The 19,342-nt window shown below is 71.4% G+C and carries 14 protein-coding genes, 1 pseudogene and 1 riboswitch; of the genes and pseudogenes, 12 read left to right on the top strand and 3 right to left on the bottom strand.

Annotated features, from left to right (window positions below):
* Positions 1-105: 105 nt before the first annotated feature.
* The 6 genes and pseudogenes from AB0H81_RS30130 (at position 106) to AB0H81_RS30105 (ending at position 8,733) form a co-directional block, all read left to right on the top strand.
* Positions 106-1,566: a 4Fe-4S binding protein gene (locus AB0H81_RS30130; RefSeq protein WP_358381305.1), complete on the top strand. Its 1,461-nt coding sequence runs from the start codon at positions 106-108 to the stop codon at positions 1,564-1,566.
* The gene (locus AB0H81_RS30125; RefSeq protein WP_358381303.1) at positions 1,566-2,375 is read left to right on the top strand and encodes an NADH-quinone oxidoreductase subunit J; all 810 of its coding nucleotides are present in this window, start codon (positions 1,566-1,568) and stop codon (positions 2,373-2,375) included. The genes AB0H81_RS30130 and AB0H81_RS30125 overlap by 1 nt, the downstream gene beginning before the upstream one ends.
* Positions 2,375-2,659 (top strand): annotated as a pseudogene (gene nuoK / locus AB0H81_RS30120) (NADH-quinone oxidoreductase subunit NuoK); the annotation flags it as partial. The gene AB0H81_RS30125 and the pseudogene nuoK, both read left to right, overlap by 1 nt.
* 395 nt (positions 2,660-3,054) lie before the next feature.
* Positions 3,055-5,130, top strand: coding sequence for an NADH-quinone oxidoreductase subunit L (locus AB0H81_RS30115; RefSeq protein ID WP_358381301.1), 2,076 nt, complete (start codon positions 3,055-3,057; stop codon positions 5,128-5,130).
* Between the two features lie 40 nt (positions 5,131-5,170).
* On the top strand, positions 5,171-6,895 hold the full coding sequence (locus AB0H81_RS30110; protein WP_358381319.1) for an NADH-quinone oxidoreductase subunit M: 1,725 nt from the start codon (positions 5,171-5,173) through the stop codon (positions 6,893-6,895).
* Positions 6,892-8,733 carry an NADH-quinone oxidoreductase subunit N gene (locus AB0H81_RS30105; protein ID WP_358381299.1) on the top strand — a complete coding sequence of 614 codons (1,842 nt, stop codon included), beginning with the start codon at positions 6,892-6,894 and terminating at the stop codon, positions 8,731-8,733. The genes AB0H81_RS30110 and AB0H81_RS30105 overlap by 4 nt, the downstream gene beginning before the upstream one ends.
* A gap of 246 nt (positions 8,734-8,979) precedes the next feature.
* Here the strand turns inward: AB0H81_RS30105 and AB0H81_RS30100 are convergent, their stop codons facing one another.
* Positions 8,980-9,708, bottom strand: a complete 729-nt coding sequence (locus tag AB0H81_RS30100) for a 50S ribosomal protein L11 methyltransferase (RefSeq protein WP_358381297.1) — start codon at positions 9,706-9,708, stop codon at positions 8,980-8,982.
* Positions 9,709-9,721: 13 nt separating this feature from the next.
* Positions 9,722-9,822: riboswitch (SAM riboswitch) on the bottom strand.
* 248 nt (positions 9,823-10,070) lie between these two features.
* Between AB0H81_RS30100 and AB0H81_RS30095 the strand changes: the two genes are divergently transcribed.
* On the top strand, positions 10,071-11,228 hold the full coding sequence (locus AB0H81_RS30095; RefSeq protein WP_358381295.1) for an erythromycin esterase family protein: 1,158 nt from the start codon (positions 10,071-10,073) through the stop codon (positions 11,226-11,228).
* A gap of 99 nt (positions 11,229-11,327) precedes the next feature.
* Here AB0H81_RS30095 and AB0H81_RS30090 read toward each other — a convergent pair whose 3' ends face one another.
* Positions 11,328-12,479 carry a cytochrome P450 gene (locus AB0H81_RS30090; RefSeq protein ID WP_358381293.1) on the bottom strand — a complete coding sequence of 384 codons (1,152 nt, stop codon included), beginning with the start codon at positions 12,477-12,479 and terminating at the stop codon, positions 11,328-11,330.
* Between the two features lie 105 nt (positions 12,480-12,584).
* Entirely contained in the window at positions 12,585-14,180 is a 1,596-nt protein-coding gene (locus AB0H81_RS30085) for a DHA2 family efflux MFS transporter permease subunit (protein ID WP_358381291.1), read from the bottom strand.
* Positions 14,181-14,286: 106 nt separating this feature from the next.
* On the opposite strand from AB0H81_RS30085, the gene AB0H81_RS30080 reads away from it, so the two are divergent.
* The 5 genes from AB0H81_RS30080 to AB0H81_RS30060 all read left to right on the top strand — a co-directional run bounded on the left by AB0H81_RS30080 (position 14,287) and on the right by AB0H81_RS30060 (position 19,317).
* Positions 14,287-14,772, top strand: a complete 486-nt coding sequence (locus tag AB0H81_RS30080; protein ID WP_358381289.1) for a MarR family transcriptional regulator — start codon at positions 14,287-14,289, stop codon at positions 14,770-14,772.
* 117 nt (positions 14,773-14,889) lie between these two features.
* Complete coding sequence (gene wecB / locus AB0H81_RS30075; RefSeq protein WP_358381287.1) at positions 14,890-16,089, top strand: UDP-N-acetylglucosamine 2-epimerase (non-hydrolyzing); 1,200 nt, start codon at positions 14,890-14,892, stop codon at positions 16,087-16,089.
* On the top strand, positions 16,086-17,891 hold the full coding sequence (locus AB0H81_RS30070) for a DUF2334 domain-containing protein (protein ID WP_358381285.1): 1,806 nt from the start codon (positions 16,086-16,088) through the stop codon (positions 17,889-17,891). Before wecB ends, AB0H81_RS30070 begins: the two co-directional genes overlap by 4 nt.
* A 44-nt stretch (positions 17,892-17,935) precedes the next feature.
* The gene (locus tag AB0H81_RS30065) at positions 17,936-18,085 is read left to right on the top strand and encodes a hypothetical protein (protein WP_358381283.1); all 150 of its coding nucleotides are present in this window, start codon (positions 17,936-17,938) and stop codon (positions 18,083-18,085) included.
* On the top strand, positions 18,082-19,317 hold the full coding sequence (locus tag AB0H81_RS30060; protein WP_358381281.1) for a glycosyltransferase family 2 protein: 1,236 nt from the start codon (positions 18,082-18,084) through the stop codon (positions 19,315-19,317). Before AB0H81_RS30065 ends, AB0H81_RS30060 begins: the two co-directional genes overlap by 4 nt.
* Positions 19,318-19,342 lie beyond the last annotated feature (25 nt).

Below are 19,342 nucleotides of genomic sequence, written 5' to 3'. Positions count from 1 at the left end.
GGCTGTGGAGTCATCTTGTGGATAACCTCCCGATAACCTGTGGATAGCTGTGGAAAAACTGGGGACAACGCGACCGGCGCATTCACGTGCGCGGCCAAGTGCGCAATGATGATGACCATGGCGCGGATACCGGGTGTGGGGTTGGCGAAGGGACTCTCCGTCACCCTCCGGCACATGCTGCGCAAATCCGTCACCCAGCAGTATCCCGAGGTCAAGCCGGATCTCCCGCCCCGCAGCCGCGGCGTCATCGCCCTGGTCGAGGAGAACTGCACCTCCTGCATGCTCTGCGCCCGCGAGTGCCCCGACTGGTGCATCTACATCGACTCGCACAAGGAGACCCTCCCGGCGCCGGAGGGCGGACGCCCGCGTCAGCGCAACGTCCTCGACCGTTTCGCCATCGACTTCTCCCTGTGCATGTACTGCGGGATCTGCATCGAGGTGTGCCCGTTCGACGCGCTGTTCTGGTCTCCCGAGTTCGAATACGCAGAGGGAGACATCCGCAACCTGCTGCATGAGAAGGACCGCCTCGGCGCCTGGGTGCCCACGGTCCCGCCGCCACCGGCCCACGACCCCGGCGCCGAGCCGCCCAAGGAACTCGCGGCCGCCCCCCGCCGCCCGGCAGGTCCCCGTGCGGGAGGTACGCCTGCTGGTCCCCGCGCGGCAGGCGCACCCGCTGGTCCCCGTGCGGAAAGCACGCCCACCGGTCCCCGCGCGGCAGATACGCCCGCCGGTCCCCGTGCGGGAGATGCGCCCACTGCTCCTCGTTCTGGAGGTGCGACCTCCGAGCCCCGCGTGGCAGACGCACCCGGTGGTCCCGTGCAAGAGCCGGGCCGGCACCCGGCTGCGGCCGAGGACTCCGGCGCGTCGGAGCGCCCCTCCACTTCCCGTACGGCAGACACGTCCGGCACGGGGGACACGTACGTCACGGGGCATGGCACGCGGGACACGTCCCGCACGATGGCCAACGTCCGTGGCATCCGCCCGCCCGGCGCTCTCTCCCCATCTGCTCCGTCGAGCGACAAACCAGCCACACCACCCACCACGGAAGGCCAACCCCCAGAGCCGCCCCAGGGCGACACTTCGCGTGCGGCCGCCCTGAAGTCCCAGGAACAAGACTCGGACCGCGGACGGCCTCTCACCCGTGAGCCCGAACAGGCCGGAGAAGACGGCATATCCCCGGAAACCGTCCAAGGGACCCAAAAGGAAGACGCGTCCCCGGCAACCTCCCGAGTGGCGCAAGGGGAAGACACGTCGCCGGAAACCTCCGAAGCGGCGCAAGGGGAAGGCGTCCCCCCAAAGACCTTCCAAGCGGCCCAAGAGGGTGGCATGTCTCCGGAAGCCCCCCAAGAGCCCCAAGGGGAAGGTGGGGCTCTGGAGCCGTCATCCACAGCCCCTTCATCCGGCGAAGAGTTGTCCACAGCCTCGGGCGAGCCGCAGCCGAACCCCGAGCCGGGAGAGCAGACTTCTGGCCCGAGGCCGCGCAGGCGCCGGATGGCCGATCCTCGCTCCATCCGCCCGCCCGGGCGTCTCGACCCGGACGACCCCAGGGAGCATGAGGAGGAGTAGTGACCGAGGCGGTGCCCTCCTATCTGTCACCCACCGGGCAAGAGATCGTGTTCTTGCTGCTGGGTGCGGTGGCGGTCGGATCGGCGCTGCTCGTCGTCACGACGCGCCAGCTCGTCCACGCGGCCCTGTGGCTCGTGGTCTGCTTCGGCGCGCTCGCCGGGTGCTATCTCGTGCTGACGGCTGAGTTCGTCGCCTGGGTGCAGGTGCTCATCTACGTGGGGGCCGTGGTGGTGCTCATGCTGTTCGGCATCATGCTCACGCGGGCCCCGATCGGCCGCTCCGCCGACCTCGACAGCGGCAACCGGCTCGTCGCCGCTCTGGTCGCCGTCGCCACGGCCGCCGTCCTGGTGACGGTGGTCGTCGACGGCTTCCGTACGGCCTACGCGCCCCTCAAGCCCGGCCCGGGCGCGGCCAAGGAGCTCGGCGCCAGCGTGTTCAGTACGTGGGTGCTGCCCTTCGAGGCGCTGTCGGTGCTGCTGCTGGCCGCGCTGATCGGTGCCATCGTCCTGTCCCGCACGGACATCCCGGGCGGCGGCTCTCCGCCATCGTCGAACACCTCACCAGGCGCCGCGCCGCCAAGAACATCGGCAGACTTCGCCCTGTCGGAAACCTCGCCGGGCACCTCGTCGCGGGCGGCGCCGTCCGCCGGCGACGCGGAGCCGGCGGCAGCGTCCGCCGGTCGCGAGCCCCCAACCGCCTCGCCCGACTCACCTCCAGCCCACCCTCACGAGCCCGGAGACAAGACCGCCACGGCGGGCGAGTCTCCCAGCAGCCCTGAGCCGCCGAAGCGCCGGACCGGGGGGCGTTGATGCACATCGTCTACCCGGCCGTCGTGTCGGCGCTGCTCTTCTCCATCGGCGTGTACGGCGTGCTCGCCCGCCGCAACACGATCCTGGTGCTGATGTCCGTCGAGCTGATGCTCAACGCGGTCAACCTCAACCTCGTCGCCTTCGACGTGTGGCTGCGCGACCGGCTGCACAGCGGTCAGGTGCTCACGCTGTTCGTCATCGTCATCGCGGCGGCGGAGGTGGGCCTCGGCCTGGCCATCATCCTGGCCCTCTTCCGCAACCGCAGAACCGTCGACATCGACCGCCTCCGCGAGCTGTCCGAACCGGCGACATACTCCACGACCGCGCCCACCGACTCCCCGGAGCCCGCACGGAGCCCCCACCCGGCATCCCCGGCCGACGAGGCCCCGGTCAAGGAGGCCGCGGTCAACGAGGCCGCGGTCAACGAGGCCGCGGTCAACGAGGCCCCGGTCAGCGAAGAGCACGCCCAACAGCGCGCCGAACGACGCGACACGACCGGCAACGGGCGCGACCAGGCCACCCGGCTGCCCGACGGCGACCGAGCCAAGCCGCCGAACGACCAGGACGCCGAGCCAGGAGACGGTGACGGGGGCACACGGCCGACCGACCAGGCCGTCCCGCCACGTAACGGTGACCCGGCCGCCCCGCGAGGGAGCGACGCCAAGCGAGGAGGCAACCGGTGACGACCTTCCCGCTTCTTGTCGTACTCCTGCCGTTCGTCGCCGCCGCGGCGGGCCTTCTCCTGTCCCGCCTACCCCACCGCCGCACAGCCCACCGGCTCTCACCTGGGACCATCACGGCCCCCACACCGACCACACGCACACAGGACCGCGCGACACGGGACCATACGACACAGGCCCGCACGACACACGACCGTACGACCACGTACGGGCAGGTCCGCCCGGCCACGGCCGGCACCCTGGGAGGCCCCGGTGGCCCGGCCGGCAGGGGCGACGACCGGAGGGCGCATCGGTGGGCGGCCTGGTTCGCCGTGCTGCCGACCGCTGTCTCCGCCGTGCTGGCCATCGCCCTGGCCTGGGCGCCCGGCTTTGCGTACCTCGCCGACGCCGCCCCCGGACAGCCCGTGGGCCACACCTACGGCACGATCGCCACCGGCGGCATCCCCATCTCCCTGACCCTCCAGGCCGACGACCTCTCCGCCGTCCTGGGCGTCCTCGTCACCCTGGTCGCGCTGGCCGTGCAGGTCTACTCCGTGGGCTACCTTCACGACGACCCGCGCTACCCGTCCTACAGCGCGTTCGTCAGCCTGTTCACCAGCGCGATGCTGCTCGTCGTCTACGCCGGTGACCTCCTCGTCCTCTACGTGGGCTGGGAGATCATGGGTCTCTGCTCGTACCTGCTCATCGGCCACTGGTGGGAGGACCGCGCCAACTCCCGCGCGGCGGTCAAGGCGTTCCTGGTCACCCGTCTCGGCGACGTCGGATTCCTGTTCGGCCTGTTCACGCTCGGGCTCGCGGCGGGCAGCTTCCGCGTCTCGGACGTGCTGTCCAAGGTGCCCGAGATGTCCGGGGCCACGCTCGTGACCGCCACCATGCTGCTGCTCGCGGGGGTGGCGGGCAAGAGCGCCCAGGTGCCGCTGCACACCTGGCTTCCCGACGCCATGGCGGGTCCCACGCCGATCAGCGCGCTGATCCACGCCGCCACCATGGTCGCCGCCGGGATCTTCATCGTGGCCCGGCTCTTCCCGGCGTTCACCGCCGCCCGCCCCACGCTCGACGTGCTGGCCGTCGTGGCGGCCCTCGGCATGCTCGGCGCCGCCCTGGCGGCGCTCGCCCAGGACGACCTCAAACGTGTGCTCGCCTACTCCACGATCAGCCAGCTCGCCTACATGGCGGGCGGTCTGGCGGCCGGATCGGCGAAGGCCGCGATCTTCCACCTGCTGACCCACGGCGCGTTCAAGGCGCTGCTGTTCCTGTGCGCGGGCGTCGTCATCCACCACATCGGCTCCAACCTGATGAGTCAGATGGGCGGTCTGCGGCGAGCGCTGCCGGTGACGTTCGCGGCGATGACCGTGGGATTCGCCGCGCTGATGGGCCTGCCGCCGGCCAGCGGCTTCTTCAGCAAGGACGCCGTGCTGGCGGCCATGGACGGCGCGCTCGCCGGCGGTGGCCTCACCGACGCCGCCGCCCTGCTCCTGTACGGATGCGCGCTCGCGACCGTGGCCGTCACCGGCGCGTACGCCACCAGAGCGTGGCTGCGGACATTCTTCGGCGACAGCAGAGCCGTCGTCGCCCTGCCGGAGCCCGAACCGGGCACGGCGCACGTCATCGACGTGCGGGAAGGGCCGCCGACGATGCTCGTGCCGGTGGCGCTGCTGGTGGTGCCGGTGTTGCTGCTCGGGTTCGCCGTCGGCGTCCACGTCGACCTCGGGGTGGCGGCGGTCGGGGTGGTGCTGGCCGTGCTCGGCGCCGGGGTGGTGTACGCGGTCTGGCGCTCGGCGCCGCTCACCGATCCGGCCCGGCTGCTGGGGCCGCTGCGCGTACCGTGCGAGCGCGCGTTCTACGTGGACGCCCTGTACGCCGCCGTGTTCGCGCGCCCCGTCCTGGCCATGGCCCGGCTGGTCGTCAGGACCGATGACGTGGTGGTCGACGGCGCCGTACGCGGCTCCGGGCGGGGCGCGCGCGGGCTGTCCGGGCTGCTCCGCCTCGCCCAGAACGGCAACGTCCAGCTCTACGTGAGCGGGCTGCTCGCCGGACTGCTGCTGATCGTGGTGGGGGCGGTGGTGTTCACATGACCGACCGGCTGCCGACGGTGGGGGCGGTGATGTTCGCATGATGGGCTGGCTTCCCGTCACGCTGCTCGCGGTGCCGCTGCTCGGCGCGCTGCTCCTGCTCGTCGCCCCAGCCGCGCTCCGCCCGGCGCTGCCGCTGTACGGGCAGGCGGTATCGGGGCTCGCGCTGGCGCTGACCGTGGTGATGGTGGCGGTGTTCGACTACGGGCGGGCGGCCGCACCGCAGTTCACCGTCGATCTGCCGTGGATCCCCGGGCTCGACCTGCGCTTCCATCTCGGCGTCGACGGGATCTCGTTGCCGCTGGTCGTGCTGACGGCGCTGCTGACGTTCCTCTGCTTCGCCCACCTCGGCTGGGGGCGGGGGCGAGGTCCCGGACGACTCATGGGATCACGGCCGAGGGCGCTGGTGTTCACGCTGCTGGTGCTCGAAGTCGGGATGGTCGGCACGTTCCTGGCGCTCGACCTGCTGCTGTTCTTCGTGTTCTTCGAGATCGTGCTGATCCCCATGTACTTCCTGATCGCCGTCTGGGGCGGCAAGGGACGTCGCGGGGCGGCGACCAAGTTCATCCTCTACACCTTGCTCGGTTCCGTGGTGATGCTGGTCGGCCTGCTGTTCATCTGGTCGCAGACCGGCACGCTGGACATCGTCGCCCTCGCCCGGGCACACGGCGCGGGCATGTCGCGTGGCGTGCAGATCGTCGCCTTCGCGGCGGTCGGGCTCGGCCTCGCGGTCAAGACGCCGATGTGGCCCCTGCACACCTGGCTCCCCGACGCCCACACCGAGGCCCCGACGGCCGGCTCCGTCCTGCTGGCCGGCGTGCTGCTGAAGATGGGCACGTACGGCTTCGCCCGGATCGCCATCCCGATCCTGCCGGAGGGTGCGGTGGCCGCGGCCCCCTGGCTGGGGGCGCTTGCCGTGGTCGGCATCGTGTACGGCGCCCTGGCCTGCCTCGCCCAGCGCGACCTGAAACGCATGATCGCCTACTCGTCGGTGGGCCACATGGGGTTCGTGCTGCTGGGGTTCGCGACGCTGACGACGGTGGGCGTCAACGGGGCGCTGTTCGCCAACGTCGCCCACGGACTGATCACGGGGCTGCTGTTCTTCCTCGCCGGGTCGATCAAGGACCGGTACGGCACGGCCGACATGCCGTCCCTGGGCGGGGGCATGCTGGCCACGCTTCCGCACCTGGGGGCGGTGCTGACGTTCGCGTCGATCGCGTCGCTGGGGTTGCCGGGGCTGGCCGGGTTCTGGGGGGAGATGCTCGCGCTGCTCGGAGCCTTCCAGCCGGCGGACGGGCTGCCGAGAGGACTGTTCCTGACGTACATGGTGATCGGCGGGCTGGGTGCGGTGCTGACGGCGGCGTACTTCCTCGTCATGCTCTCGCGCGTCACCCACGGCCGGCCGTCCCGCCCGAGCTCGGGCCTGGTGGGTGCGGGAGCGACGGTGGGGGCTCTCGGCGGTCGGGTGGAGGGCGTGGAGAGCACAGTCGACCCTGGGGGCGCATCGGCGGGAGGTTCGGGCGGACTTACGGATTCGGGCGGGTATGCGGATTCGGGCGGACATGTGGAGAGGTCCGGCAGGGAGGCTGCCGGCTTCGGTGGGGATGAGCCTGATACGGGCAGTGGGCCGCCGCGTGACATCCAGCCGTACGAGATGGTCGCCTGGGTGCCGTTGATCGTGCTGATTCTGCTGTTCGGACTCTGGCCGGGGCTGCTGATGTCCCTCACGACGCCGGCCGTGCAGACGCTCCTGGGAGCCCTGTCATGATCCAGCAGATCGACTACTTCGTCATCGCTCCGCCGCTCGTGCTGGCGCTCGTGGCTGGGCTGGTGCTTCTTCTCGACGCCTTTCTGCCCGCCGGTCCGAAAGTCAGGACAGGGCTGGGCCTGACGGCGCTCGGGGGCGTGGTCGTGGCTCTCGGCTTCGTCGTGGCCCAGTCCGTACGGCTCGCACGGGCAGGACAGGACGGCCGGGGCTTGGCCACGTTCTGCGTACCTGACGGCCTGGCAGCGCAGGCCGTACCGGGCGGTCTGGCGCAGGCCGTATCCGGCGGCTCGGGGCAGGCTGTGGCCGGGGCGGATTCCGTTGGCGTGTCGCAGGTCCTCGGCGCGGCGCGTTCTGTCGAGGCGGCGCAGCAGGTCACGGCCCTGTGCTCGTTCGTGGCTGATCGGTTCACCTTGGTCTTCGCCGGGCTGGTGCTGGTCGCGGCCCTGGTCATCGTGCTGATGTCCATGTCGGAGCTGGCCACGGGAGGCATACCCACCGGAGAGTGGTACTTCCTCCTGCTCTGCACCATCGTCGGCGCCGTGACGCTGCCCGCGTCGCGCGACCTGATCATGCTGGTGGTCGCACTCGAGTTGGTGTCGCTGCCGGTTTTCGCGCTCACGGCGCTGAAACGGTACGACGGGCGGGCCTCGGAGGCCGCGGTCAAGCTGTTCGTCGTCTCGGTGGTGTCCACGGCGATCATGCTGTTCGGTGTGTCGCTGTTGTACGGCGTCGGCGGCACGGTGTACCTCTCCCGCCTGGGGGAGATCTTCAGCGGTGCCGCTCCGGCGCCGGGGGTGGCGGGCGCGGCTTCACCGGAAGCCCTGGCGACGTCCCCCGCGGCGGGTGTCATCACGGTGGGTGTCGTGCTGGTGCTGGCGGGGTTCGCGTTCAAGATCGCCGCGGTGCCGTTCCATGCCTGGGCGCCCGACGTCTACCAGGGCGCCCCGGTGCCGGTCGCCGCGCTGCTGTCCGTGATCTCGAAGGCGGCGGGGTTCGCGGGGTTGATCCTGCTGCTCGTCACCGCGCTGTCCGGCCAGTCCGTGACCTGGACGCCCGTCGTCGCCGTCATCGCCGCGCTCACCATGACAGTGGGCAACCTGTTGGCCCTGCGCCAGCGCTCCGCCGTGCGCCTGCTGGCCTGGTCGTCGGTCGCCCAGTCGGGTTACATCCTGGCCCCGCTGGCGGTCGCCGCCCAGGCTGCCGAGAGGGTGGCCGCGTCAGGTTCCGCGGCCGTGGCCGGTCATGAGGCGGCGACGGTGGGGGTGGGCGGCTCCGGCCATGTGCCCGCGGTCATGAGGGCGCCGGGGGATACGGTGGTGACGGTGGCCGGCGGGGCAGGGCACGGGTCTTCTATGCCGGGGGCCGAGGTGTTCGTGAGCGGACCGGTCGGCGCATCCCTGGCCTACCTCGTCATCTACGCCGCCATGAACCTCGGCGCGTTCGCCGTCGTCATGCTCGTGTCCCGGACGACTGCCCGCAACGAGCTGGACGACTATCGCGGGCTCGCCCACCGCAGCCCGGTGGCGGGGCTCTCGCTGGCGTTCTGCCTGGTGTGCCTGGCGGGTCTGCCGCCCGGCTTGGCGGGGCTGTTCGCCAAGGTGGTGGTCTTCCGCGAGATCGTGAACGGTGGCGCGGGCTGGCTGGCCGTGGTCATGGCGGTCAACACGGTGATCGGGCTCTACTACTACGTGGCCTGGACCGCCCGGGTCCTCACTCCGGCGCCGTCGCCGATCGGCCGGCGCGTTTTTCCTGCGGCCTGGGTGGCCGTCGGGTTGGCGGTGGCCATCACGGTGATGTTCTCGCTCGCGCCTCAGCTGGTGTTCGACCTGACCTCGTAGCACCGCTCTCCGGTGACGGTTGGGGGTTCTCGGCTTGGTGGGGTCAGGCGAGAGTCTTCCTGAACGCCTGCTGGGAGGGGGGACGCGAACCTAGGGAGTCGGGGTGCGTGCCGGGGGAGTCGGGATGCGTGCCGGGGGAGTTGAGATGCGTATCGGGGTAGCCCGGACGCGTACCGAGGTGGCGGGGGGATGAAGGCGCGGCGCTTCGGGCAGTGCTCGCGGCCGGGGCTTCGGTCCGCCCGCCGGTTATCGGTTGAGGTGGGACAACGGCGGGGACAGCCGGGTGAACTCCCAGATGTTGACGCGTCCGCGTAGGTCAGGCACGAGGCTGCGCCAGGCCGGGTCGAAAGGCAGCTCGATGTCGGCGAGGAGTCGGGGTTCGGTCCAGTTCGGGTCTTGCAGCGCGGTTGGATCGAGTACGGCGGCCGCGGTGGTGCGTACCCGCTGGGCGCTGGAATGGGCGAGGATCAGCCGGAGGGCGTCCAGGCCGTCCTCACCACCGCCGTCGTGCAGATGACGCTGGTCGGCCGGCACGTCGGGCAGCAGCACGGCGGGACGTTGCGGCGGGTTGACGGCTAGAAGGTCGGCGCTCATCGGGGCAAGGAGACGCCAGTCGGCCTCCCACAGGGTCAGCCGCTCCCGCGCCTCGTGCCCGAGAAGGTCGACGACGTTGCGGGCGGTGTCAGCGAGTGCGGCCGCGTCGTAGTCCTGAGCGATCACGTGCCGGGCTCCGGCGGCCAAGGCGGCGACAGTGACCAGGCCGGCTCCACAGCCCGCGTCCACGACGACCTGGGCTCGGGTGTCGTGCATGGTGGAGGCGAGAAAGGCGGAGAACGTCGACGGCCGGTGCACACCCGGGCCGGCTTCCAGCTTCCGCCCCACGGCGGCCCAGTGGTCGAGGGACTTGCCCTCGCCGGGCGTCCATGCCATGGGCCCGGAGCGGGGCATGTCGTAAGAGGAAGCGTCACGTCGCATGCTTATCGGGACTCCCTCATCGTCTCCTGGCAGTGGCACCTTTCCCGCGGGCTTCCGCCGGGGAGGTTGCCGGACCGTCGCAGGGCCAGGTCCCTCAAGTCCTCTGGATGATCGGCTGTGCCGCGATGCTGCCAGGTGACGCCGGATGCCGTCAAACGGCCGGCATGCTCTGCGCCACGGCGACCAGCGGGCACCGCGTTGCGTCCGGGCGATCTGCCGACCGGTCCGTCGAACGTCCGCAGCAAGTTCGGGAACCGGTTCCCCTGGCTCATGGATGTATAGCTGGTTGAAGGTTCAGCGCGGGTGCGAGGCGACTATCCAGCAAAAGTCTCCACCGAATGTTCAACGATACCGTTCAAGGTGTGGATATCAAGGAAACGGCCCGGCCGCTTGATGGCGCGGGCATCTCGGCGTTCCTGCGGTCGTTGCCCGCCAAACCCCAGCTGCTCGGCCTGGGCGAGGCCAGGCACTTCGTGGAGGAGCTCGGGGACCAGCGCAACGAGATCTTCCGGCATCTGGTCGAGCACGAGGGCTACCGGTCGTTCGCCATCGAGAGCGACTGTCTCATGGGCCTCCTGGTGGACGACTACGTCACAACGGGCGCGGGCACGCTCGACGACGTCATGGAACGCGGCTTCAGCCACAACTTCGGCGCCTCACCGGCCAACCGCGAGCTCGTGCGCTGGATGCGGGCGTACAACGAGGGCCATGACGAGAAGCTGCGGTTCTTCGGGTTCGACGGCCCGCTGGAGTACTGGGCGGCGAGCCCGCGCCAGGCCCTCACCGCCCTCTACGGCCTCCTCGACGGCCCGCTCCCGTGCACGATGGAGATGCTCGACACGCTGCTGGGCGCGGACGAGCGATGGTCGAACGAGGCCACGGTCATGGACCCGTCCCAGTCGATCGGCCGGTCCGCCGAGGCCCACCGGCTGCGGGTGATCGCCGACGACCTGGTGGCGCTGCTGGAGACGCAGGCGCCGGGGCTGAGCGCGGAGGACAGGGAGCGGGCGGAACTGTACGGGCGCACGGCGGTCGGCCTGCTGCGCTACCACCATGGGATGGCCGACACGTCTCCGGCCCGGATAGCCACGCTGTCGGCCCTGCGGGACGCGCTGATGGCCGCCAACCTGCGTGCCGTCGCCGAGCACGGCCCGGCCCTGGTCTTCGCCTCCAACCTCCACCTGCAGCGCAACAAGAGCCTCATGGCGTTCGGCGACCAGCGGCTGGAGTGGTGGAGCGCCGGGGCGATCACCGCGGCGCACCTGGGCGACCGGTACGCCTTCCTGGCCTCGGCCCTCGGCACGGTGGGCGACCACGTCCCGCCCCCGGACACCGTCGAGGGCGTCCTGTCCGCGCTCCCGTGGACTCACTCGCTCGTCGACGCCCGCCGCCTGGCTGAGGCCGTCACCGAGTCCGCCCCACGTGTCTCCCCCGACTTCAAGTACTTCCCCTTGGACCCGGCCCAGCTCGACATGATCGACGGTGTCGTGTTCCTCAAGCAGGTGGTGAGACTGGGGTGACGTCAGGCTGGGCGGGAGTCCCCGGAGTCCAGACCGCCCAGCGCCATCTGGAACAGGACGCCATCATCGCCCCGGGCCATCGCCGAGATGCTGTCGCTGTCACCTGGCGCTGAGCGTGACGGGGAGGGCGGTCAGGCGGCTTCCTTGGATGCCGCCGGCGGTGATCTGCCGCAGGTCGGCGAACGGCACCGCGAGGCGCGCGTCGGGGAAGTCGGTCCGTAGGACGTCCACGAGCGTGCTGAGCTCGAGCTGGGCGAGCTGCGCGCCGGTGCAGTAGTGCGGGCCGGCGCCGTAGGTGAGGTCGGGCCTGGCCGGGCGGCCGGGGTCGGTGTTGATGCCCCGGATGTCGACGAGCACGGGCGAGCGGGCGGGCACCCGCACTCCGGCGAGCTCGACGTCGGTGGTGGTGAATCGCCAGAGGGTGAAGGGGGCCGGCGGGTGCCGCCGCAGTGTCTCCCGGACGAGCTCGCCGGTGGGGGCCTTGTCCGTCGTCGGGCGGTCGGGGTCGAGGGCGTACGCGAGGAGGAAGCCCGCGGCCGCGTCGGTGGTGAGCTGCCCTGCGAAGATCAGCGCGAAGAGCAGGTAGTGCAGTTGCGTCTCGGTGAGTTCGTCGGGGACCCGGTCGCGCAGCTCGACGGCCAGGCCGGTCCGGCCGTCGCGGAGTGCGGCGGCGGCCAGCTCGGCGAACGTGGCCATGGCCGTCGCGACGTCCTCGGGACGGCCGCTGGACATTGCCCGGCAGGCCGCGATGGCCTGATCGATCCTGCCGAGGGGTACGCCGAGCACGTCGCAGATGACGGTGAGGGGAAACCGCGTGGTGAAGTCCGCCATCAGGTCGACCGTCTCGCCGGCGGCGGCGAGCTCGGTGAGCAGCCGGCGGGCGATGGCCGTGATCCGCTCGGTGTGGTCGTGCAGTCGCCGGGCGGTGAACAGCGGGGCGTGGGCGCGGCGTAGCCGCTCGTGCGCCGGGCCGTCGAGGGTGGTGAGCGACGGTTGCGCGGCGGCGGTCGGTTCGAGGCCCGCGGTGCGGGGGTCCCAGTGCGCCGGCGCGTACGCGGGGTCCTTCACGAGGCCCGGGTGTGCGAGGACCTCACGCGCCAGCGCGTAATCGGTGATGATCCACACCGGGCCGCCCGCGGGTGCGCCGGCCCGGACGATGGGGCCCAGGGCGCGCAGGGCGGCATGGGCCGGATGGGGTTCGCCGATGCCGCGGACGGTGGCGGCGAACGGGTCGGCTTCAGCGTGAGACATCGGGGCTCCTTGAGGGTCTGCCGGGATCTCGGCAAGGTGGAGGGACGCCGGTCAGGCGTCCGGCGCCTTCTGGTGTCCGGGCCTTGGGTGCCGGACGGCCGGTGGTCAGAGTCGTACCGGTTCCCTCGGGGAAGGGGCCGCGGGCGCGGGGATGCGGGTGGTGGCGATGAGCCCGAGCAGGAGGAGCCCCGCGGCGAGGTAACCGCTGACGGCGACGCCTTCGGTCATCGCCGCGCGTGCCGCGTCGGCGACCACGACGGTCCGCGGGTCGGCGGAGACCGCTGTGATCGCCGCTCCCGCGCTGTCGGTGACCGTCCGGGTGAGCGTCTCGGACTGTGCCGCGGGCACGTCGGACGCGGTGAGGCGCTGGTGCAGGCTGGAGCTCAGGGTGGTGAAGAAGACGGTGGTGAGTACCGCGATGCCCAGGGCGGAGCCCAGTTGCCGGAAGGCGCTCTGGATGCCGGAGCCCTGGCCCGCGCTGTGATGCGGGATGTCGGCGAGCACGACGTTGGTGACCTGGGCGGTGGCGAACCCCACGCCCACGCCGTACAGGAACAGGGCCAGCGCGATCGGCCACCAGGGACTGTCGGTGGCGGCGACCAGGGCCAGCAGGGTCAGGCCGGCGGCCTCCAGGGCCAATCCGACGCGGACCTGGCCGAGTGCCGTGACCTTGAGGCCGAAGCCGGCGCCGCTGGCGACGAAGCTGCCCACGGCGAGCGGCAGGAGCGCGAGTCCGGCCTGCAGGGCGCTGTAGCCGAGGGTGAACTGCATCCACAGGGGCAGCACCGCGATGATGCCGAACTCGCCCAGCCCGATGATCAGGGTGGTGATGTTGCCGTTGCGGAAGGAGGCGACGGAGAACAGGCGGAGGTCCATCAGCGCTCGCGAGGTGTCGCCGCCTCGGCTGACGGCCGCCTGGCGGCGGACGAACGCGATCAGTGCCGCCGCGGCCAGCACAAACGCGATCAGGACGGGGGAAGGGCCGCCGTCCCAAGAGAAACCGAGGACGGTCAGCGGCCGGGTGGTGGCGAGCCAGCCGTAGGCGCGTCCTTCGACGAGTCCGAAGGCGAGCAGTCCGAGGCCGAGGGCCGACAGCGCCGCTCCGGCGAGGTCGATGCGCCCGCGGGTCCGGGGCGAGGGGGCCAGGAACGCCAGCGCGCCGGCACAGATCAGCACGGTGAGGGGGACGTTGATGCCGAACGCCCATCGCCACGAGGCGTGTTCGGCGAGCCAGCCGCCCAGCAGCGGACCGATCGCCGAGGCGGCGCCGATGGTCGAGCCCCAGACGGCGAACGCCTGACCGCGCGCCTTGCCGGTGAAGGTCGCGTTCAGCAGGGACAGTGAGGTCGGCAGGATCATCGCCGCTCCCGCTCCTTGCAGGAATCGGGCAAGGACGAGCAGGCCGCCGGTGGGTGCCAGTCCGGCCAGCACGCTGGTGGCGCCGAAGACGACGACCCCCGCGATGAAGATCCGTCGGGCGCCGACGATGTCCGCGGCCCGGCCGGCGAGCAGCAACAGCGCCGCGAGGACGACGGCGTAGGACTCCTGGATCCACTGTGCCTGGACGGAGTCGATGCCCAGGTCCTCGATGACGGAGGGGACGATCACGTTGACGATCGTGGAGTCCACCACGATCAGTGCCACACCCAGGGCGATGACGATCAGGCCGAGCCATCGGCGAGCGGAAGAGGGGGCGGACATCCAGATGCCTCCATGGCAGGATAGTTCCATGGCAATGTAATTCCATGGCAATTTATTCTCGTGTCGGTAGATTTGTCAAACACGCGTGCGAGAGGGAGAGAGCCTGATGGACGAGCAGATGCCCGGCGGCGTCGCGGCACGGCGGGAACGGCTGGCGGAAGGGCTCAGGGCCTACGGCGCGAGCTTCACCGAGCTGGGCCGCCGCTTCGCCACCCGGCTGGGCGTCCACCCCACCGACGCCTTCGCGCTCCTGGAGATCGCCTCCGCCCAGGAGAAGGGCGCCCCGCTGTCCCCGGCCCTGCTCAGCAGGCGCATCTCGCTGTCCCTGGGAGCCATGAGCGCACTACTGAACCGCCTCGAAGAGGCCGGCTACATCACCCGCACCCGCGAACACGCCGACCGGCGGATCGTCACTCTGCGCAGCAACGCGCACCTCAAGGAGCTCGCCGACGAGTTCTTCAGGCCGTACAACGAACGCCAGGACGCCGTCCTGGCCCAGTACCCGCCCGAACTGCTCCAGCAGTTCGAGACCCTCCTGGCCCAGCTGCGCGCCAGCCTGGACGCAGGACGCGAGCACGACGGGGCGAATTGAGGTAGTGCTGAGCAGCGCTTGAGGATTGCTGAACATTCGGGTGCGAATTGTCGTTTTATGGGCTCCTCAACGAGGCTCGCGGGCAACGGGCGTGCGGGGTCGGGCGTACGTCGCGTCATGGTGGTCTACGGCACGCGGCCGGAGGCGATCAAAGTGGCTCCCCTGGTCATCGGCCTGACCGAGGCGGCGCTCTTCGAGCCCGTGGTGGTCGTGACAGGGCAACATCGGGAGATGCTCGACCAGGTCCATGAGACCTTCGGCATCGAACCGGACGTCGACCTCCAGATCATGCGGCCGGGACAGACCCTCGCCGAGCTGACGAGCCGGGCGCTCTGCGGGCTGGACGGTCTCGTGGCCGCGTACCGTCCCGACGCGGTGGTCGTGCAGGGGGACACGACGACCACGCTGGCCGGAGCGCTCGCGGCCTTCTACCACCAGGCGCCGGTCGTGCACCTGGAGGCCGGGTTGCGCAGCGGCGACCTGTACTCGCCGTTCCCGGAGGAGGCGAACCGCAGCCTGACGAGCCGGATCGCCGGCCTGCACCTGGCGCCGACCTCGGGCAGCGCGGGCAACCTCCTTCGTGAGGGCGTGCCCGCCGAGTCGATCGTCGTCACCGGCAACACGGTGATCGACGCGCTCCTGAAGAGCACCCGCGACGGTCACGGCTACCGGGAACCGAGGCTGGCCGCGCTGGAGGAGGACGGCCGGCGCGTCATCGTGGTCACCGCGCACCGCAGGGAATCCTGGGGGCACCGGATGGAGGGCATCGCCCGGGCCCTGTCGCGGCTGGCGGCAGCCGGTGAACGGGACGTCCACCTCGTCTTCCCCATGCATCCGAACCCGGAGGTGCGGCGCGCCCTGCTCCCACGCCTCGGCCGGCATCCGAACATCACGGTCACCGAGCCGCTGCACTACGGCGACTTCGCCCGCCTGCTGCGCCGCTCGTACCTCGTGCTCACCGACAGCGGCGGGATCCAGGAGGAGGCGCCGAGCCTGAACAAGCCGGTGCTCGTGATGCGCGACACCACGGAACGGCCCGAGGCGCTCCGCACCGGGGCGGCACGGCTGGTGGGGACCGAGGAGGACGGCATCGTGGCCGGTGTCAGCGGCCTGCTCCACTCGCCCGAGGACTACCGGCGCATGGCGCGGGCGCGCAATCCCTACGGCGACGGGCGGGCCACCGAGCGGGTGCTGGCGGCACTGGCCCACCTCTTCGGCCTCGGCCCGCGCCCCGTCCCGTTCGGAGCGCTGCCCACAAAGGACGTGCCCCGGCAAGAGGCGGCGAGCCGCGGCGTGAGGCCGGTGATCGTGCGATGAGCGACGGCGGGCGCACGGGCGGGCTCCGGCGGCACGCCGGGCTGAGGTGGCTGGCGGCTCTCCTGCTGAGCGCTCTCGTCGTGTCGGGCGCCAGCTTGGGGATCTTCTCCAAGAAGGAGCCGGTGACGTTGCCCGCGCCCCGTACGTGGCCGGCGTGCAGCACGAACGGCCCGGGCGTGCCGGACGGACGGTCCGCGAACCCGGCGGCGACAGCACGCGCGGGCATGGACAAGAAAGGCAGGCCTCAAAACGGTACGGGCGAACACGGCTCGGACGCGAACGCGACGCTGATCGCCGTCGACGACGCCGACGGGCCGGCCGCGTTCCAGGTGTACGCGACCCGCGCCGTCAACCTGGTCTCGCACTTCGGGCCGGTACGGGTGATCCGGACGAGCGCCTACCGGGCCGGCATGCTGGACAGCCACCGGGCCCTGGTGTACGTGGGCATGTCGAGCGCCCAGCGGCTTCCGGCGGCCCTGCGCGGCGACGTGCTCGCCGGCCGGCGCCCCGTTCTCTGGCTGGGCGGCAACATCGGCACGCTCACCACGGCGGACGACTTCGCGCGGCGCTACGGCTGGCGATGGGGCGGCGAGGGCCTGGCGCCCCGCCGGGTTCCGCGCCAGGGAACCGACGCCCGGCCGCAGGCTCCACGATCCGGGCAGGTCACGGAGCGAGGCGAGGGCCTGGAGCGCGTCGCCGGCGTCCAGTACAAGGGGGTTCTGCTGAGCCGCGACCCCGCCCAGGGACCGATCGGCACGTTCGCCGCTCTCGACCCCCACAGGACCCGGGTGCTGGCCACGGCGGTCACGACGGATCGCCGGACGGGCCCTTGGGCCGTCAGGTCCGGCAACCTCACCTACGTCGCCGAGGTCGCGTTGAACATCGACGAGGACGACGACCGCTTCCTGGCCGTGTCCGACCTGCTGTTCGACCTGCTCGCTCCCGGAACGCCGGCCCGCCACCGCGCCCTGGTCCGTCTGGAGGACCTCGGGCCGCAGGCCGACCCCGAGGCCGTCCGCGCGGCGGGGGAGACGCTGTCCCGGCTCGGCGTCCCGTTCAGCTTCGGCGTCATCCCTGTCTACCGCGGCCCCCTGGAGGACGGCCAGGAGCGGGCGACCATCCGCCTGCGGGACCGGCCGGAGCTGGTGCGGGCCCTGGTCTACCTCCTGGAGCACGGCGGCACGATGGTCCTGCACGGCTACACCCACCAGTCGGACGGCCCGCCCAATCCCACGAACGGGGAGAGCGGGCAGGACTTCGAGTTCTTCCGCACCCACTTCGGCGCCCAGCAGCAGCTCATCTACGACGGAGCGATCCACGGCGACTCGGCCCCCTGGATGGAACACCGTCTCGACCAGGCGGTGGCCGAGGTCCGCGCGGCCGGCCTGCCCGAGCCGCACGTCTTCGAGGTGCCCCACTACGCCGCCTCGCCGGCCGACTACCGCGTCATCGCGCGCAGATTCGCCGCCCGCTACGACCGCGGGGCGTACTTCACGCCCGGCTGGGAGGGGCACGCGCCGGTGTCGCCGTACATGGACGAGCAGTTCGCCCCGTACGTGATCCGCGACGTCTACGGCAGCGTCGTCGTCCCCGAGACCCTCGGCATGGTGGAGCTGGACCCGGTCATGGAGGACGAGGGGACCCCCGAGGCGATCGTGGAACACGCCCGGGCGCAGCTCGTGGTGCGCGACAACGTCGCGGGGTTCTTCTATCACCCCTTCCTCGGCCCCGACCGGCTGGAGGACATCGTCGGCCGGCTCCAGTCGATGGGATACCGCTTCGTGGCGCCCTGTCAGCTATGAGACAGCTATGAGACAGCTATGCGAAGAGAGGAGAGGCAAGCGCCATGAATGAGCTCCTCGCGCGGGCCGCGGACGTCGGCGCGACGGCGTTCGGCGTGGCCCGGCTCGCCCTGGCGGTCGCCGGACTGCTGTTCGCGCTGTACGTCGTCGTCCTCGGCGCGCTCGTGCTGGCCGCCCACCGGAGGCGCAGATGATCACCGTGCTGGTCCTGTGCGCGCTGTCGGCCGTGCTGCTGGTGTTCACCTACACGCTGGGCATGTACCTGGAGTCGGCGGGCATCGTCGAGCACCCCGGCGGCGACGGCGGCGGATTCTCCGTCGTCTTCCTGGTGCCCTGCCTGAACGAGGAACGGGTCATCGCCGCCACCCTGAGCGCCCTGCCGCGCGGCCAGGTCCTGGTCGTGGACGACGGCTCCGACGACGGGACGGCCGAAGTCGTCCGGCGGGTCGCCGGCCCGCGGGTCCGCCTGCTCAGGCGCGAACCGCCGGACGCCCGCCAGGGCAAGGGCCGGGCGCTCAACCACGCCCTTCGCCACCTTCCGCAGGATCTGCTGGACGACGCCGACCGCGTCCTCGTCTGCCTGATGGACGCCGACGGCCGGCTCGACCCGCGGGCCCTGGACACGGCGCTGCCGTACTTCGCCGATCCCCGGGTCGGCGCCGTCCAGATGGGGGTGCGGATCGGCAACCGGACGCAGAACCTCCTGACGCGCATGCAGGACATGGAGTTCGTCGTCTACACCTGGATGTTCCAGCGCACCCGCACCCGCATCGGCTCGGCCGGCCTCGGCGGCAACGGCCAGATCATGCGGCTGAGCGCCCTCCTGGACCTGGGTGACGACCCGTGGTCACCCAGCCTGACCGAGGACCTGGACCTGGGCGTGCGGATGGTGCTGTCCGGCTGGCGTACCGCCTGCGTCCCGGAAGCGACCGTGAGCCAGCAGGGGCTCGTCAGCGTGCGCGCCCTGGCGCGGCAGCGCTCACGCTGGTTCCAGGGGCACCTTCAGGCGCTGCGGCTCGTGCCGTCGGTGGTCGGGCGGGCGTCCGGCCGGGTGGCGACCGACCTGCTGCACGTGCTGCTCAGCCCGTTGCTGATCTTCGTGGGCGCCTTCATGACGGTCTCGCTGGTCGCGTCCCTGGTGGGGGTGGCGTTCTCACCGGCGGCGCGTGAGCAGCTCCTCCAGCCGGTGCCGATCGCGTCGTGGTACACGCTGACGTTCGGCGCGGCCTTCCTGCTCGGGCCGCTCTACGCGCGCATCAGCGGCGACATGGGGCGGTTGCGCGGGCTCTGCTACGGCCACCTGTTCATCGTCTACAACCTGGTCTGGCTCGTGGCGGCCTGCCGGGGGCTGTGGCGGGCGGCGCGCGGCCGGCGGGTCTGGGTGAAGACCGAACGGCTGGCCGATCCGTCGCCGGGGCGCGCGTGAGAGCGCCCGCGGGCCCGGCGCTGGC

This window comes from Nonomuraea sp. NPDC050691 (genome assembly GCF_040654455.1).
Classification (GTDB): domain Bacteria; phylum Actinomycetota; class Actinomycetes; order Streptosporangiales; family Streptosporangiaceae; genus Nonomuraea.
Note: the sequence above shows the minus strand (reverse complement) of the source record. Positions and strands in the feature narration are given on the sequence as shown.